Origin of the sequence: Gordonia sp. CNJ-863, from assembly GCF_001942325.1 — a bacterium.
GTDB classification, from domain to species: domain Bacteria; phylum Actinomycetota; class Actinomycetes; order Mycobacteriales; family Mycobacteriaceae; genus Gordonia; species Gordonia alkanivorans.
Genome location: NZ_MKKG01000023.1, coordinates 1 through 12,848, shown reverse-complemented (window position 1 = coordinate 12,848; position 12,848 = coordinate 1). Strand labels below are relative to the sequence as shown.

The 12,848-nt window shown below is 66.2% G+C and carries 15 protein-coding genes; 9 read left to right on the top strand and 6 right to left on the bottom strand.

Annotated elements, in window-relative coordinates; translation table 11 throughout:
* The first annotated feature begins 18 nt into the window (after positions 1-18).
* Positions 19-1,524 carry a YdiU family protein gene (locus tag BJF87_RS14140; RefSeq protein ID WP_006357586.1) on the top strand — a complete coding sequence of 502 codons (1,506 nt, stop codon included), beginning with the start codon at positions 19-21 and terminating at the stop codon, positions 1,522-1,524.
* Here the strand turns inward: BJF87_RS14140 and BJF87_RS26105 are convergent.
* Positions 1,490-1,873, bottom strand: coding sequence for a hypothetical protein (locus BJF87_RS26105; protein WP_155829491.1), 384 nt, complete (start codon positions 1,871-1,873; stop codon positions 1,490-1,492). The genes BJF87_RS14140 and BJF87_RS26105 overlap by 35 nt on opposite strands.
* A gap of 236 nt (positions 1,874-2,109) precedes the next feature.
* Between BJF87_RS26105 and BJF87_RS14130 the strand changes: the two genes are divergently transcribed.
* From BJF87_RS14130 to BJF87_RS14120, 3 genes are all read left to right on the top strand, one after another.
* The gene (locus tag BJF87_RS14130; RefSeq protein ID WP_075863362.1) at positions 2,110-2,508 is read left to right on the top strand and encodes a TraR/DksA C4-type zinc finger protein; all 399 of its coding nucleotides are present in this window, start codon (positions 2,110-2,112) and stop codon (positions 2,506-2,508) included.
* Positions 2,509-2,626: 118 nt separating this feature from the next.
* Positions 2,627-3,670, top strand: a complete 1,044-nt coding sequence (locus BJF87_RS14125; RefSeq protein WP_075863361.1) for an NAD(P)-dependent alcohol dehydrogenase — start codon at positions 2,627-2,629, stop codon at positions 3,668-3,670.
* Between the two features lie 113 nt (positions 3,671-3,783).
* On the top strand, positions 3,784-4,515 hold the full coding sequence (locus tag BJF87_RS14120) for a 1-acyl-sn-glycerol-3-phosphate acyltransferase (protein ID WP_035752412.1): 732 nt from the start codon (positions 3,784-3,786) through the stop codon (positions 4,513-4,515).
* A 9-nt stretch (positions 4,516-4,524) separates the two neighbouring features.
* Here the strand turns inward: BJF87_RS14120 and BJF87_RS14115 are convergent, their stop codons facing one another.
* Positions 4,525-4,875 (bottom strand): helix-turn-helix domain-containing protein, encoded by a 351-nt coding sequence (locus BJF87_RS14115; RefSeq protein ID WP_075863360.1) that lies wholly within the window; start codon positions 4,873-4,875, stop codon positions 4,525-4,527.
* A 96-nt stretch (positions 4,876-4,971) separates the two neighbouring features.
* Here BJF87_RS14115 and BJF87_RS14110 point away from each other — a divergent pair, with 96 nt between their 5' ends.
* Both BJF87_RS14110 and BJF87_RS14105 read left to right on the top strand, forming a co-directional pair.
* Positions 4,972-5,631, top strand: coding sequence for an NAD(P)H-dependent oxidoreductase (locus tag BJF87_RS14110; RefSeq protein ID WP_075863349.1), 660 nt, complete (start codon positions 4,972-4,974; stop codon positions 5,629-5,631).
* Between the two features lie 81 nt (positions 5,632-5,712).
* Positions 5,713-6,786, top strand: coding sequence for a YihY/virulence factor BrkB family protein (locus BJF87_RS14105; RefSeq protein WP_075863348.1), 1,074 nt, complete (start codon positions 5,713-5,715; stop codon positions 6,784-6,786).
* A 23-nt stretch (positions 6,787-6,809) separates the two neighbouring features.
* On the opposite strand, the gene BJF87_RS14100 is transcribed toward BJF87_RS14105, so the two are convergent.
* The gene (locus tag BJF87_RS14100; RefSeq protein ID WP_006357578.1) at positions 6,810-7,598 is read right to left on the bottom strand and encodes a thioesterase family protein; all 789 of its coding nucleotides are present in this window, start codon (positions 7,596-7,598) and stop codon (positions 6,810-6,812) included.
* 87 nt (positions 7,599-7,685) lie between these two features.
* Entirely contained in the window at positions 7,686-8,321 is a 636-nt protein-coding gene (locus BJF87_RS14095; protein ID WP_040004002.1) for an isochorismatase family protein, read from the bottom strand.
* Between the two features lie 88 nt (positions 8,322-8,409).
* On the opposite strand from BJF87_RS14095, the gene BJF87_RS14090 reads away from it, so the two are divergent.
* Together BJF87_RS14090 and BJF87_RS27110 are read left to right on the top strand one after the other, a co-directional pair.
* Positions 8,410-9,159 (top strand): DJ-1/PfpI family protein, encoded by a 750-nt coding sequence (locus tag BJF87_RS14090; protein WP_316042967.1) that lies wholly within the window; start codon positions 8,410-8,412, stop codon positions 9,157-9,159.
* Positions 9,117-9,236: a hypothetical protein gene (locus tag BJF87_RS27110; protein WP_316042966.1), complete on the top strand. Its 120-nt coding sequence runs from the start codon at positions 9,117-9,119 to the stop codon at positions 9,234-9,236. The genes BJF87_RS14090 and BJF87_RS27110 overlap by 43 nt, the downstream gene beginning before the upstream one ends.
* Before the next feature lie 55 nt (positions 9,237-9,291).
* On the opposite strand, the gene BJF87_RS14085 is transcribed toward BJF87_RS27110, so the two are convergent.
* The gene (locus BJF87_RS14085; RefSeq protein WP_006357574.1) at positions 9,292-9,711 is read right to left on the bottom strand and encodes a DUF1622 domain-containing protein; all 420 of its coding nucleotides are present in this window, start codon (positions 9,709-9,711) and stop codon (positions 9,292-9,294) included.
* Between the two features lie 173 nt (positions 9,712-9,884).
* On the opposite strand from BJF87_RS14085, the gene BJF87_RS14080 reads away from it, so the two are divergent.
* A complete protein-coding gene (locus BJF87_RS14080; protein ID WP_042376969.1) occupies positions 9,885-11,099 on the top strand; it encodes a sodium:proton antiporter in 1,215 nt (404 codons plus the stop codon).
* Between the two features lie 57 nt (positions 11,100-11,156).
* On the opposite strand, the gene BJF87_RS14075 is transcribed toward BJF87_RS14080, so the two are convergent.
* A complete protein-coding gene (locus BJF87_RS14075; RefSeq protein ID WP_075863347.1) occupies positions 11,157-12,632 on the bottom strand; it encodes an NAD(P)/FAD-dependent oxidoreductase in 1,476 nt (491 codons plus the stop codon).
* Positions 12,633-12,848: the final 216 nt, after the last annotated feature.

Here is a 12,848-nt window from a genome sequence, read left to right as displayed (position 1 = left end):
AGTGGTTACGCTCGAAGAGTGGCTGCCACCGACTCCCCCGCCCGCACGTCCGACGCGATCACCGGCTTCGAGAGCACTTTCGTCGATGAGCTGACGCCGCTCACCGTCGAATGGCGGGGAGCCGACGTGCCCGATCCGCAGCTCCTCGTCGTGAACGAACAGCTCGCATCGTCGTTGGGGTTGGACGTCGAGGCCTTGCGCTCCGACGACGGGGTCGCGATCCTGGCCGGCGCAGCCGTGCCCGCCGACGGGCAACCGGTGGCGACGGCGTACTCCGGACATCAGTTCGGCGGATACGCCCCACTGCTCGGCGACGGGCGGGCACTTCTGCTGGGTGAACTGCTCGACGTCGAGGGTCACCGCGTCGACATGCAGTTGAAGGGCTCTGGTCCGACGCCGTTCTCGCGAGGAGGAGACGGTTTCGCGGTCGTCGGACCGATGCTCCGCGAATACCTGGTCAGCGAAGCCATGCACGCTCTCGGCGTGCCCACCACCCGGTCACTGTCGGTGGTGGCGACGGGTCGCGGCGTTCACCGCACCGGTGTCGAGCCCGGAGCCGTGCTCGCGCGCGTCGCAGCGAGTCACCTGAGGGTCGGTACCTTCGAGTTCGCCGCCCGCAACGGCGACATCCTGCAACCCCTCGCCGACTATGCGATTGCTCGCCACTACCCCGACCTGTCCGATCTGCCGACCACCGGTGGTGGGAACCGCTACGCGAAGCTGCTGGAGGGCGTTGTCGACCGTCAGGCCCGCCTCGTCGCCCAGTGGATGCTCGTCGGGTTCGTGCACGGTGTCATGAACACCGACAACACCACCATCTCCGGCGAGACCATCGACTACGGGCCGTGCGCATTCGTCGACGCCTTCGATCCGGCAGCGGTGTTCAGCTCGATCGATCAGGGCGGGCGTTACGCCTTCGGGAACCAGCCCGCCGTCCTGAAATGGAACCTTGCACGGTTCGCCGAAACGCTTCTCTTGCTGATCAGCCCCACGCCGGACGAGGCGATCGCCATCGCGACCGCCACGCTGTCCACCTTCGACGGTCTGTACGAGCAGCACCTCAACGAAGGTCTGTCCGCCAAGTTGGGGCTGGCCGATACCTTTGTCGACCACGCATTGATCGACGACCTGCTGGCCCTGATGGCAGAACACCGCGCCGACTGGACCGGGGCCTTCCGGGCGCTCGCCGACGAACTCCGCGGACGAACGGCTCCACTCGACCTACTCCTCCCACGGGAGGTCTCGGCGCCCTGGCTCGCACGATGGCGCGAGACGCTCGCCGATCACGGCCGGGACGACGACACCACCGCAGACGCGATGGATCAGGTCAACCCGCTCTACATCCCACGCAACCACATGGTCGACGCCGCCCTCCGCGCCGCGCACGAGGGTGACCTCGCGCCGTTCGAGGAGTTACTCGACGTCGTGACGCACCCGTTCGAGCGGCGCGTCGAATGGGTCAAGTACACCGCGCCTGCTTCGGACGAGTTCAACTCGTCGTTCCAGACGTTCTGCGGGACCTGAGTGTCGGGAGTGTTCCGCGGAACACCGGTGAGTTGCCCCCGAACCCCCTGCGTGCGTGTTCCGACTGCGCGACCATGGACATCATGTGGACACTCACCCGCGATGAGACTTCTGTCGTCGAATCACCCTCGACCGTGAACTCGACCGCGGTCGCCGGCTCGATCGCGACCACGTCGAGCCTGGCGGTGGCCGGTTCGGCCGGCACCGTCGCGAGCGCTGCCGTCGCCGGGTCGGCCGGCACGGTGGCCAGCGCCGGTGTCAGTTCCTCGGCGGCTACGGTCGCGAGCGCGATCGTCACGGGTTCGGCGGCGACGATGGCCAGCCTGCTCGTCGCCGGAAGTGTCGCCACCGCAATCAGTTTCGGGGTCGCCGGCAGTGTCGGTGTCGTGGCCTGTCTGCTGTGCCGGCGGTGCGCTGGATGTGTCGGCTGCGTCCGCTGCACGGCCTGTGTCGGCTGCGTGGGGGCTGCGTGGGGTGCGTCAACTGTTCAGGGTTGCGCGGCGCCGTCGGTCTCCGCGACGTTCATGCGTGACCGAGAACGTCGTACCTGCGGCGTACAACTTGAGCCGTGAGTCGACCACAGACCTGGGCTCGGTCAACGTGATCCACTCCGACCCGAACTCCGGCCCGAACCAATCGGAAATATCGCTGATCGCCGAGCGCGAGAGAACCGCGACGCTCATCGAATCACTGTCTGCGAGTCTGGCCGCCGTCATCGAGTCGACCGCGGACGCCGCCTCCGACGATGAACACGATCCGGAGGGGACGACACTCGCCGTCGAGCGTGGCCAGTTGGTCGCCCAGCTCGAACGATCGCGGGTTCGTCTGGACGAGATCGACGCTGCTCTCGAGCGCGTCGGTCGCGGAGCGTACGGCCGCTGCGAGACGTGCGGCGAGGTCATCGACCCCGAGCGACTCGAGGTCCTCCCCGCGGCCCGGCAATGCGTGCGATGCGCGGCACGGAACCCATCCCGCCGGTGGTGAACAGGAAGTTGCCACGCCGAGCGGATTGTGCCGAGTTCGACGGAAGACGCATGGCTTTGCGACCGACGGAGTAGACCGGAAGGCGGGTCCACCATCCGCCGGATCGAAAGGTATGCGCATGAAGGCTATTCAGGTCATCCAGCCGGGCAAACTGCCGGAGCTGCGTGAGGTCGACAAACCCTCGCCGGGTCCCGGACAGGTGCTCCTGAAGGTGACGGCAGCCGGCGCCTGCCATTCGGACGACTTCGTCCTCAACCTGCCCGAAGAAGGATTCCCGTATCCCCTTCCGATGACGCTCGGCCATGAAGGAGCCGGCGTGGTCGCCGAGGTGGGCACCGGCGTCACCGGTATCTCCGAGGGCATCTCAGTGGCCGTGTACGGAGCCTGGGGTTGCGGCGTCTGCCACTTCTGCTCCCGCGGCTTGGAGAACTACTGCAGCCGAGCCGGCGAACTGGGCATCGCACCACCGGGTTTGGGCAACCCGGGCGCGATGGCCGAGTACCTGCTCGTCGACAATGCGCGCCACCTGGTGCCCCTCGGCGACCTCGATCCGGTGGATGCAGTCCCTCTCACCGATGCCGGCCTCACGCCCTACCACGCGATCAAACCATCGCTTCCGAAGCTGGTCGGTGGCACCACGGCAGTGGTCATCGGAGCCGGTGGTCTCGGGCATGTCGGGATCCAACTGCTTCGGCACCTGACTCCGTCGCGAGTGATCGCCCTCGACGTGAGCGACGAGAAGCTCGAGTTCGCGCGCGAGGTCGGGGCCCACGAGGTGGTGCTCTCCGACGCCGATGCCGTCGCGGGCGTCCGCAGGATCACCGGGAACGACGGTGCGACCGCAGTCTTCGACTTCGTCGGCCTGCAACCCACTCTCGACATCGCGATGGGCGTCGTCGGGACCATGGGTGACGTGGTGATCGTGGGCATCGGCGACATGGTCGCCGCGGCGAAGGTCGGCTTCTTCACCCAGCCCTACGAGGTGTCGGTGCGCGCGCCGTACTGGGGAGCACGCGACGAGCTCATCGAGGTTCTCGACCTCGCACGAGACGGTGTCCTAGAGGTGGCGGTCGAACGGTTCTCGCTCGATGACGGGGTCGAGGCCTACCGGCGATTGGCCGCCAATGACCTACGTGGTCGAGCCGTCGTGGTGCCTGACTGAACATCGCCCCGGCATGGACTCAAGCCCCCCACCTGCTGTTCTTCGTCGTCCACAGACAGACTGGTTTCGCCGTTCCTTGGGCATGACAACTAACCTACGGTACCGTAACTTACGTGGATGTGGAGCTCACCCGGTCTGAGGCCGTATACGCGCATTACCTCGATCACCAGCAGGATCGCGTACGCGCGAAGTTGATGTACGGGGTGCTCGCCGCCAAGATCAGGCCCGTCGTGGGGTTCACCGCCCGCGATCGTCTGGTTCGCGCGGTCCGCAGCGGCAAACCGTTACTGGTCGCGGCCAACCATGTGTCCGAGCGCGATCCGCTGGTGTTGGCGGCGGCAGGCTTCCGCTCACCCCTTCGTCCCCGCATCGGTCACCTGCGCGTGCTGGCGAAAGACGAACTCTTCGAGGACCCGGAGCAGCGACGCAAGATCGACACCCTGGGCGGCATTCCGGTCTTCCGTCAGAAGGACCACGGTGTCCGGGCCGCCGCGGAGGCCGGTCGCCAGATGTTCGGCGTCTGCGTCGAGCGAATGGTCCGCGGCGACAGCATCGCCGTCTTCCCCGAGGGGACCTGCAACGAGGGTGACGTGACCCGGTTGCAGAAGCTCGGAACCGGGATCGGCCACATCGCCTACCGTGCGTTGAAAGCGGGCGTCGACGTCACGCTCGTGTCCGCCGGTATCGCCTACTCATCGGAGAGCGATCGGGCCCGACCGATGGTGACCTTCGGGGATCCGGTCGACCTGACCGGCTTCAAGGACGAGACGCCTGCCGCGCTGACGAGGATGATCCAGGGCGACCTGCAGGGCGTGGTCGACGAAGTGTGTCGGATCGCAGTCTGATCCGTCGAGTTACTCCGCCACCGACGGCGGCAGATTCTCCCAAGCCCAAGAGGTGAGGGCGGTCAGTGCCGGCATGAGTGCGCGCCCCGACTCGGTGAGCTGATAGGACACCGACACCGGCGGTCCGGGATCCACCAGGCGTTCCACCAGATTGGCCGCGGTCAGTTCCGAGAGTCGGCCGGACAGCACCGAATCGCTTATTCCTCCGACGGCGCAACGCAATTCGGCGAACCCCGCCGGTCCGTTCATCAGCGTTGCGATGAGAATGCCGTTCCACCGCTTGCCCAGGAAGCCGAACGCACGACGCAACGCATCGTCGCATGTGCGCGGCGCGTGGCCGGTCGCGGAAATATCGGACATCGACCACATCCTAGTCGCCCGGTGGCGCTTCGACGACGACGGTACTACCTTGTGAGTAGTCACTTCTAAATACCTAGTTGCTCCCGAGGAGTTCGAATGTCTCTGTTCCGTCTGGATGCCAGCATCCTCCCCTCCACGTCGTCGAGCCGCGCCCTCGGCGACCTCGTCGAGCGCGAATGGACCAGCGCTCACCCGGACTCGACGGTCACACGCCGAGATCTGTCGACCGATCCCGTTTCCGCGACTGTGTGGCGCGATGCCGTGATCGCCGGAACGGTCCCGCCGGCCGACCGCGACGCTGCGCAACGCGAGGCAGTCGCCGTCGCCGCCGAGATCGCGGATGAGGTCATCGGGGCCGAGGCGTTGCTGCTCACCGTTCCGCTCTACAACTTCGGTGTTTCCCAACACTTCAAGGGCTGGTACGACCTCGCAGCTACCGATCCGCGGATCGGCGTCGACCCGGCCGCGCTGCGTGGCAAGCCCGCGGTGCTGGTCACGACCCAGGGCGGCAACTACGACCCGGGAACGCCGAGGGACGGCTGGGACCGCTCGACGCCGTGGCTGCGCCGCGTCCTGGAGGATGTCTGGGGACTCGACCTCCGGATCGTCAAACGTCAGTTCACGCTCGTCGGTGTGAATCCTGCCCTCGATGCCTTCGCCGATATCGCGGCCGAGCTCAAGGTCGAGGCCGAGGAGAACGCGCGCATCGCCGGCCGCGAGCTCGCGCTGTCACGTGTGGTCGCCTCCGCGGGCTGACCGCCACCGGGCGCGCTCCCCCGTCCGGCCTGGTCAAGGCATGGAGAGTTTGGTCTGCGAACCCGGCGGCTACACCGGGGTATGAGCAAGGACGAGCAGACCATGGACAAGGCCGGCCGGGACGTCGAAGACGACCCGACTCTCGCCGATCCAGACGATCCACGTAAGCCCGAATCGCCCACCGACCTCACCAAGCCGTCGCTGATGTTCGTGCTGCGAAAGACGGCCCGCGAGTTCTCCCGTGATCAATGCACCGACCTGGCGGCCGCGCTCACCTATTACTCGGTGCTGTCACTGTTCCCCGCACTGCTCGCCATGGTCTCGCTGCTCGGTGTCTTCGGACAGGGAGAGAAGACGGTTGACGCGGTGCTGACGATGGTCGAAGACCTGGGCCCGTCGGATGCGGTGGACACGCTGCGTGCACCCGTCGAACAACTCGTGTCCGCGCCGAGTGCAGGCCTCGCCCTCGTGATCGGTCTCGCCGGCGCTCTGTGGTCGGCGTCGGGATATGTCGGCGCATTCGGTCGTGCGATGAACCGCATGTACGAGGTCGATGAAGGCCGTCCGATCTGGAAGCTGCGGCCCGCCATGCTGCTGGTGACGCTGGTGGCCCTGATCCTCGCCGCTGCTGTGGCGCTGATGCTCGCGGTCAGTGGACCGATCGCACGTTCCATCGGCGATGCGATCGGTCTGGGCAGCACCGCTCTGACTGTGTGGAACATCGTGCGCTGGCCGGTGGTGCTGGTCTTCGTGGTGGTGATCGTCGCTGTCTTGTACTGGGCGACACCGAATGTGAAACAACCGAAGTTCCGGTGGATCAGTGCGGGCGCAGTCCTGGCGATCGTCACCTGGATCGTGGCCTCGGCGGCGTTCGCTCTCTACGTCTCGAATTTCGGCAGCTACAACAAGACCTACGGCGCGCTGGCGGGTGTGATCGTCTTCCTGCTGTGGTTGTGGCTGACCAATCTGGCCCTGCTCTTCGGCGCGGAGTTCGACGCCGAACTCGAGCGTGGTCGTCAGCTTCAGGCGGGTATGGCTGCCGAAGAGCGGCTACAGCTTCCCCCTCGCGACACCACCGTCTCGGACAAGAACGAGAAGATCCACCAGGAAGACATCGAGAAGGGCCGAGCCCTCAGGGAATCCCACGGCGGTTGAACGCCGCACTTCTCCGGGCTTCGTCAGGCGAACAGCGCAACCGTCTGTGAGGCCTGGATGATCGGACGCGATGCACTGTCCCACAGGGTCATCGACTGATGGGAGTAGCCGTCGCGCGTGAAGGTGCTCGACGATTCCAGGAGCATCCAGTCCGTCGGCTTCGGCAGGTCGTCGGTGCAGATGTGCAGCGACCAGCTCATCGTGCTGATCGGCGCCCACTCGGTGAACGCGGCCGTGGTCGCCGGCGGCAGGGCGTCGGCGAGGGCGACCAGCGCGATCGTCGGATCCACTCCCTCGGCACCGCGATGCCGCACCCAGGCGAGGAACCGCGGGTCCCCGTCGTCACCCAGCGGGACGGTCCCACCCGCCCGAACCATCTCGACGTTGTCGACGAACGCCGGACGAAGGGGCGCCGAGGCGTCGCCGAACGGCCCACAATCCTCGGGTGCCGGAACCTCGGGAGCGCCGACGAGGTCATGGCTGATCGCACTCGGACGCGGCTGCGCGAAGATCAGCGACGCGTGCGCGGCGATCTGTCCCCCGCTCACGGTTTCGACGGCGACGCTCGAGGCTGATCGCCCTTCGCGGAGTCGGCGGGCGGTGAACGTCGCGGCGTCGACGACCGGCGCGCTGAGCAGGAACTGTGCCGACTTCAGTGGCGGTAGCGGCTTACCCTCGGTCAGCTGCGCGGCGAGTACCGACATGGCCGCGGTCAGCCCGCCGTAAGCGGTACGACCCTGCGTCCACTGGGTGGGGACGACGAATTCCGAGGTCGGATCGAAACCCGAGACGAGTTCGGCGAGTGTGGGCATGGCAGGACTCTTCCTCACGCGACTATGACGACCGCTATAACGCAGTGCACGCTACTCTATGACGGTCGACATATAAAACCGCGCTCGTCAGGCGCCGAATGCCCGCTGCCCTTCCACGGCTGAGGACGCCAGATCGTCTTTGTCGAGCGGGTCTCCACCGGCGCTGGCGTCGATCCATTGATCGGTGGTGGCGACCGCGGCGAAGTTGGAGTGGAGGATCGCCATCAGCGTGTTGTGAACCTGCTCGGCCGAGGCTTTCCCGGCGGCGTTCGCGATGTGGATGGCGCCGGTCGCGTCGGAGACCACCTCGGCGGCGATGCCCAGTTCCTCGGCGCCCGCGGCCGAGGCCAGGTCGCAGTTGTTCGTCATGTAGCCGGCGAACGTCACCGTGTTCACGTCCTGCGCCCGCAGCCACTCCGCCAGGTCGGTCCCGGCGAACACGCTGCCGTGGATCTTGCGCACCCGCTTCCACGACGGTGTCGCCCGCGAGGCGACGTCCGGGTGCAGTTCCCACGATCGCGACCCCTCCGCGAACGCCGGCGCGTCGGCCGGGTACGTGTGCTGAACGGCCACCACCGGGATGCGCTGCTCCTTCGCGTGGTCGATGAGTCGGACGATGTTCTGCACGCTCATGTCACGAGGCGGGTACTGAATGGCCAGCGGGCCGTCGAAGTACTGGTTCTGGACGTCGACGAGGATCAGTGCGCGGCGGATCGTGGTCATGGTCGGGTCTCCCATCTGTCGGCGGCCGGGGGTGTCGACCGACCACCTCACTATGCGTCGTCGCAGAGTACGGTCGGGAGTGGCGCGAATGGCCGGCGGCGAGGTCGGCGTCGGCGAGGGGTACAAGATCTCCGGTCTTGTGGGACCGGAGGCTGCCGCAGATGCGGACATGATCGTCGTGCCGTCCTGGCCCGAGGATCTCCCGCCGCTCGACGCCTCTCTCCGCCAGATCCTCATCGACGGCCACGACCGTGGCGCGGTCATCGTCGGGCTGTGTCTCGGCGCGATCCCGGTCGCCGACGCCGGCCTGCTGTCCGGGCGATCGGCGGTGACCCACTGGGCGGCGATGGACGCGTTACGCAAGCGCCACAACGACATCCCGCTCGACTCGCTCGTACTGTACGTGGACCACGGTGACGTGTTGACGTCAGCGGGCACGGCGTCGGCGATCGACGCCTGCCTGCACCTCGTCCGCGAACGGTTGGGTGCCGACGTCGCCAACGACGTCGCCCGCCGCCTGGTCGTCGCGCCGCACCGGGACGGCGGTCAGGCGCAATACACCCGACAGCCCGTCCCGGTGACGGCAACAGGCAACCCGATCGGCGAACTCATGGAGTGGGCCGCGCAGCATCTCGACGACTCGCTCACCGTGCAACATCTCGCCTCCCGGGCCGCCATGAGTACCCGGAGCTTCGTGCGGAACTTCAAGATGGTCACCGGAACGACGCCCGCGCAGTGGATCCTTCGGCAACGCTCGATCGTGCCCGGGTTCTCCTCGAGACCACCGACGTCGGAATGGACACCATCGCCGAACGATGCGGCTTCGGCAGCAGCGTGACGATGCGACAGAACTTCGCGGCGACGTTCGCGACGTCGCCGACCAGTTATCGCCGTCAATTTCGGGTCACCGGCTGACTCCTCATCCCGAGGCGCATCTGGTAGGCGTCCGAACGCGTTGTCGATCAGCCGATCACGATTCTTCGACCGCCCGACTCGCGGCCGCGTCACGTGCCACCGCCTTGCTCAGCAACTGACCGCCGTTGGTCAGCACCGCCCGCCGCCACGGCAGAGTGCCCTCGATCTCGATCTGAATGGACATCGACAGCACCGTCCGGATCACCACGATGATCCCGAGGATCAGTGCGTCTTCGATCGAGGGCTTCGAGGTGATCGTGCGGATGAGGTCTGCGGCGACGAGGATCTCGAGACCGAGGAGGATGGCCGAGCCCAGGGTTGTCCGGAGGATCGAGAAGGCTTCGCTGCCGGATTCCCTGCGGGACAACGACCGCGCACCGAGGACGAGCGCGATGATGAAGCCGGTGATCATGGCCAGTGCGCCGAGCGCTTCGAATGCGACCGCCACCGCGGTGAAGATGTCCTCGAACTCCATGCACGTCAGCCTATCCGCGTCCACCCGTGTGCAACGGCTGTCCGGAGCGAGCCGACTTCATGGATTCACGACGTGGCGAAGCTGCCTCACGTGCACTGATCTCGCTGCGACCTACCTGATCAGCGCGGCCGGCCGGGATAAGATCCGACAATGCTGTCACGTGGGCGAGGTCGATGACTCCCGCACTGATCGCGATCGTGGTGATCGTCGGGTGGACCCTGGTCGCGGGCCGGTTGTCGCGGCTCCAGATCTCCGGGGCCATCGTGATGGTGGTCGCCGGCCTCGTGATCGGGCTGACCACGAACAACTCCATCGGCAACGCACTCGACACCGACGCAGCCGAACCCTTCGTCGAACTGATCCTGGCTCTCCTGTTGTTCGTCGACGCCATCGAGGTGCGAGGCGGCTACTTCGCCGGTGAACGTCGAACATCTCTGCGGCTGTTGCTCATTGCGATGCCGCTGTCGGTCGCCCTGGCGACCCTGCTGGGTGTCGCGCTCCTGCCGTCGATGGCGGTCGGCGTCGCGCTGCTGATCGCCTGCGTGGTGACCCCGATGGACCTGACGCCCGCCTCGTCGCTGGTACGTGATCGGCGGTTCCCCACGCGGGTGCGACACCTGCTGAACATCGAGAGCGGTTACAACGACGGCATCATCGCGCCGCTCTTCATCTTCGCCCTGACGCTCGCAGGCGACCACAAGCACGCCTCCTCCCCCGCCGAAGCACTCGAACAGGCGGTGCCGTCTGCGCTGTGGGCGGTGTTGGCGGGCAGCGTCATCGGACTCCTCGCCGCGCGACTGACGAACTTCACCATTCGCCGCGGGCTCGCCACCGAACAGTCCATCCGGATCAGCCTCGTCCTCATCCCGATCCTCGCCTACGGATGTTCGGTGCAACTCGGCGGCAACGGCTTCGTGGCGGCATTCCTCTGCGGTATCGCCTACAAGGCGGCACGGGCCGACGGTCCGGGCGACGAGCAACTGCGCCTCGCCGACGATGTCAGTGCGCTCGCGGCCCTCACGATGTGGTTCGTCTTCGGCTGTGCCGCCGTGCTGGTCTTCGAACTCGGGTTCGTCTGGCAGATCGTCGTTCTGGCCCTCGCCGCGCTGACCGTCCTCCGGATCGTTCCCGTCTACCTCGCGCTGCTGCGCACCGACATCGGCCCACGTGATCGACTTCTGATCGGCGTCCTCGGGCCACGCGGAACCGCGTCGATCGTCTTCGGTCTCCTTGCTTTCAACGAACTCGACGGCATGGTCGCCAACGAGACGCTGTATGCGATGACCGTGACGGTCCTGGCGAGCGTCGTGTTGCACGGCTTCGGGGTGGGTGTCGTCGCCCAGCGACTGAACCGGCGAGAGGCCGCGAAGGACTTAGAGTTCGACTGATTGTTTCGCTTGCCCGACAGGTGAAGCCGGCGAGGTATGTCGTTCTGTCCGTGTTTCCTACGTGAGAACCTCCGGTTGCCGCGCCTGCGCAAACCGTAGATTCTCGTCGGCGACATCGCCTTTGAACAGGCGACGATCGGCGTAGTAGCTCATCGACATCACCCACGGGGTGTGCGGTCCCTGTTTCGGCAGGGTGTCGAGAGCGCGCTGGACGTACCCGGCGCCGAAGTCGAGCAACGGCCGGGTGGGCATGCCCGAGTCGGCTACCGGCCACACCGCGTCGTGACCGTGAGAGTCCATGTACCCGAGCAACTTACAGAAGTACTGGCACAGCAACCCGATCTTCAGTGTCCAGGATGCGTTGGTGTACCCGATGGCCAGTGCGAAGTTCGGCACATCGGACAGCATGATCCCGCGGTAGACGACGGTGTCCGGTAGCGAGACCGGGTTGCCGTCGACGGTGAGGTCGATGCCGCCGATGATCTTGATGTTGAGTCCCGTTGCGGTGACGATGATGTCGGCTTCGAGTTCGGCGCCACTCCGCAGGAGGATGCCGGTCTCGGTGAACGACGTGATCCGGTCGGTGACGATCGACGCCTTGCCCGACCGGATGGTGCGGAAGAGATCAGCGTCGGGCACCACGCACAGGCGCTGATCCCACGGGTCGTAGGGCGGGTTGAAGTGGACGTCGACCGGAAAGTCCTCCGGGAGTTGAGACTTGTTGATCTTCCGGATCATTCGTCGCGCCACCTGGGGGAACCGCTGACACAGTTCGAACAGGATTCGCTGCTGCGCGACGTTCTTCTGCCGAGTGAGCGCATATCCCCGCTCGTCGCCGAAGATCTTCTTCAGCGAGTTGGCAATTGCGTCTTCACGCGGCAACGGGATGACGTAGGTCGGCGTGCGCTGCAGCATCGTCACGTGCGCGGCCTCCTCGGCCATTGCGGGCAGCAGCGTCACGGCCGTCGCACCGCTTCCGATCACCACGACCCGCTTCCCGGCGTAGTCGAGATCCTCCGGCCAGTGCTGCGGGTGCACGATCTGACCGCGGAAGCGGTCCTCGCCGGCGAAGTCGGGACTGAATCCCTCGTCGTAGTCGTAATAGCCCGAACCGCAGAAGATCCACCGCGCGCTGATCTGCGTCCGCTCCCCGGTGTCGGTGCGCTCGAGGTCGACGAGCCACCGTGCGTCGTCGGAGGACCAGGCGGCGGCCATGACCTTGTGGTGGTACCGGATGTGGCCGGTGAGGTCGTTCTCCTCGATCGTCTCGTGGAGGTAGTCGAGAATTCGCGGGGCGTCGGCGATCGCCTGCTTGTCGGTCCACGGCTTGAACTCGTAGCCGAAGGTGTGCAGGTCCGAGTCCGAGCGGATGCCCGGGTAACGGAAGAGGTCCCAGGTTCCGCCGGCGGCTGCACGAGCCTCGACAATGGTGAACGTCTTCGACGGACGCTTGGTCCGTAGGTAGCGGGCGGCCCCGATGCCCGAGATCCCGGCTCCGATGATGAGGACGTCGACGCGGTCTGGTGCGGTCACTGTTCACTCCTGGCTGTCCGACGTGGTGCTGTCTCCAGGATGCCAGCTCCGACAAGCCCACCACTTTTCGGCAAACGCACCCCCCATCACGGAATTTCTCAACCTGTCTGAGACAGGACTTGGTTGGTTGTTCTTCGGTGGTTGATCCCGACGATGGTCGGGATCTCCGGGGCCCGGGGTGGGCGGCGGAAGCGTTGCGGGTGGGCCAGGTATATG

Bases quoted from the DNA above. Each gene is read 5' to 3' on its own strand.
- BJF87_RS14100 (WP_006357578.1), bottom strand. From the start codon at position 7,598: ATGCCCACACTCGCCGAACTCGTCTCGGGTTTCGATCCGACCTCGGAA.
- BJF87_RS14125 (WP_075863361.1), top strand. From the start codon at position 2,627: ATGAAGGCTATTCAGGTCATCCAGCCGGGCAAACTGCCGGAGCTGCGT.
- BJF87_RS14080 (WP_042376969.1), top strand. From the start codon at position 9,885: ATGACTCCCGCACTGATCGCGATCGTGGTGATCGTCGGGTGGACCCTG.
- BJF87_RS27110 (WP_316042966.1), top strand. From the start codon at position 9,117: ATGGACACCATCGCCGAACGATGCGGCTTCGGCAGCAGCGTGACGATG.
- BJF87_RS14115 (WP_075863360.1), bottom strand. From the start codon at position 4,875: ATGTCCGATATTTCCGCGACCGGCCACGCGCCGCGCACATGCGACGAT.
- BJF87_RS14095 (WP_040004002.1), bottom strand. From the start codon at position 8,321: ATGACCACGATCCGCCGCGCACTGATCCTCGTCGACGTCCAGAACCAG.
- BJF87_RS14085 (WP_006357574.1), bottom strand. From the start codon at position 9,711: ATGGAGTTCGAGGACATCTTCACCGCGGTGGCGGTCGCATTCGAAGCG.
- BJF87_RS14105 (WP_075863348.1), top strand. From the start codon at position 5,713: ATGAGCAAGGACGAGCAGACCATGGACAAGGCCGGCCGGGACGTCGAA.
- BJF87_RS14110 (WP_075863349.1), top strand. From the start codon at position 4,972: ATGTCTCTGTTCCGTCTGGATGCCAGCATCCTCCCCTCCACGTCGTCG.
- BJF87_RS14090 (WP_316042967.1), top strand. From the start codon at position 8,410: ATGGCCGGCGGCGAGGTCGGCGTCGGCGAGGGGTACAAGATCTCCGGT.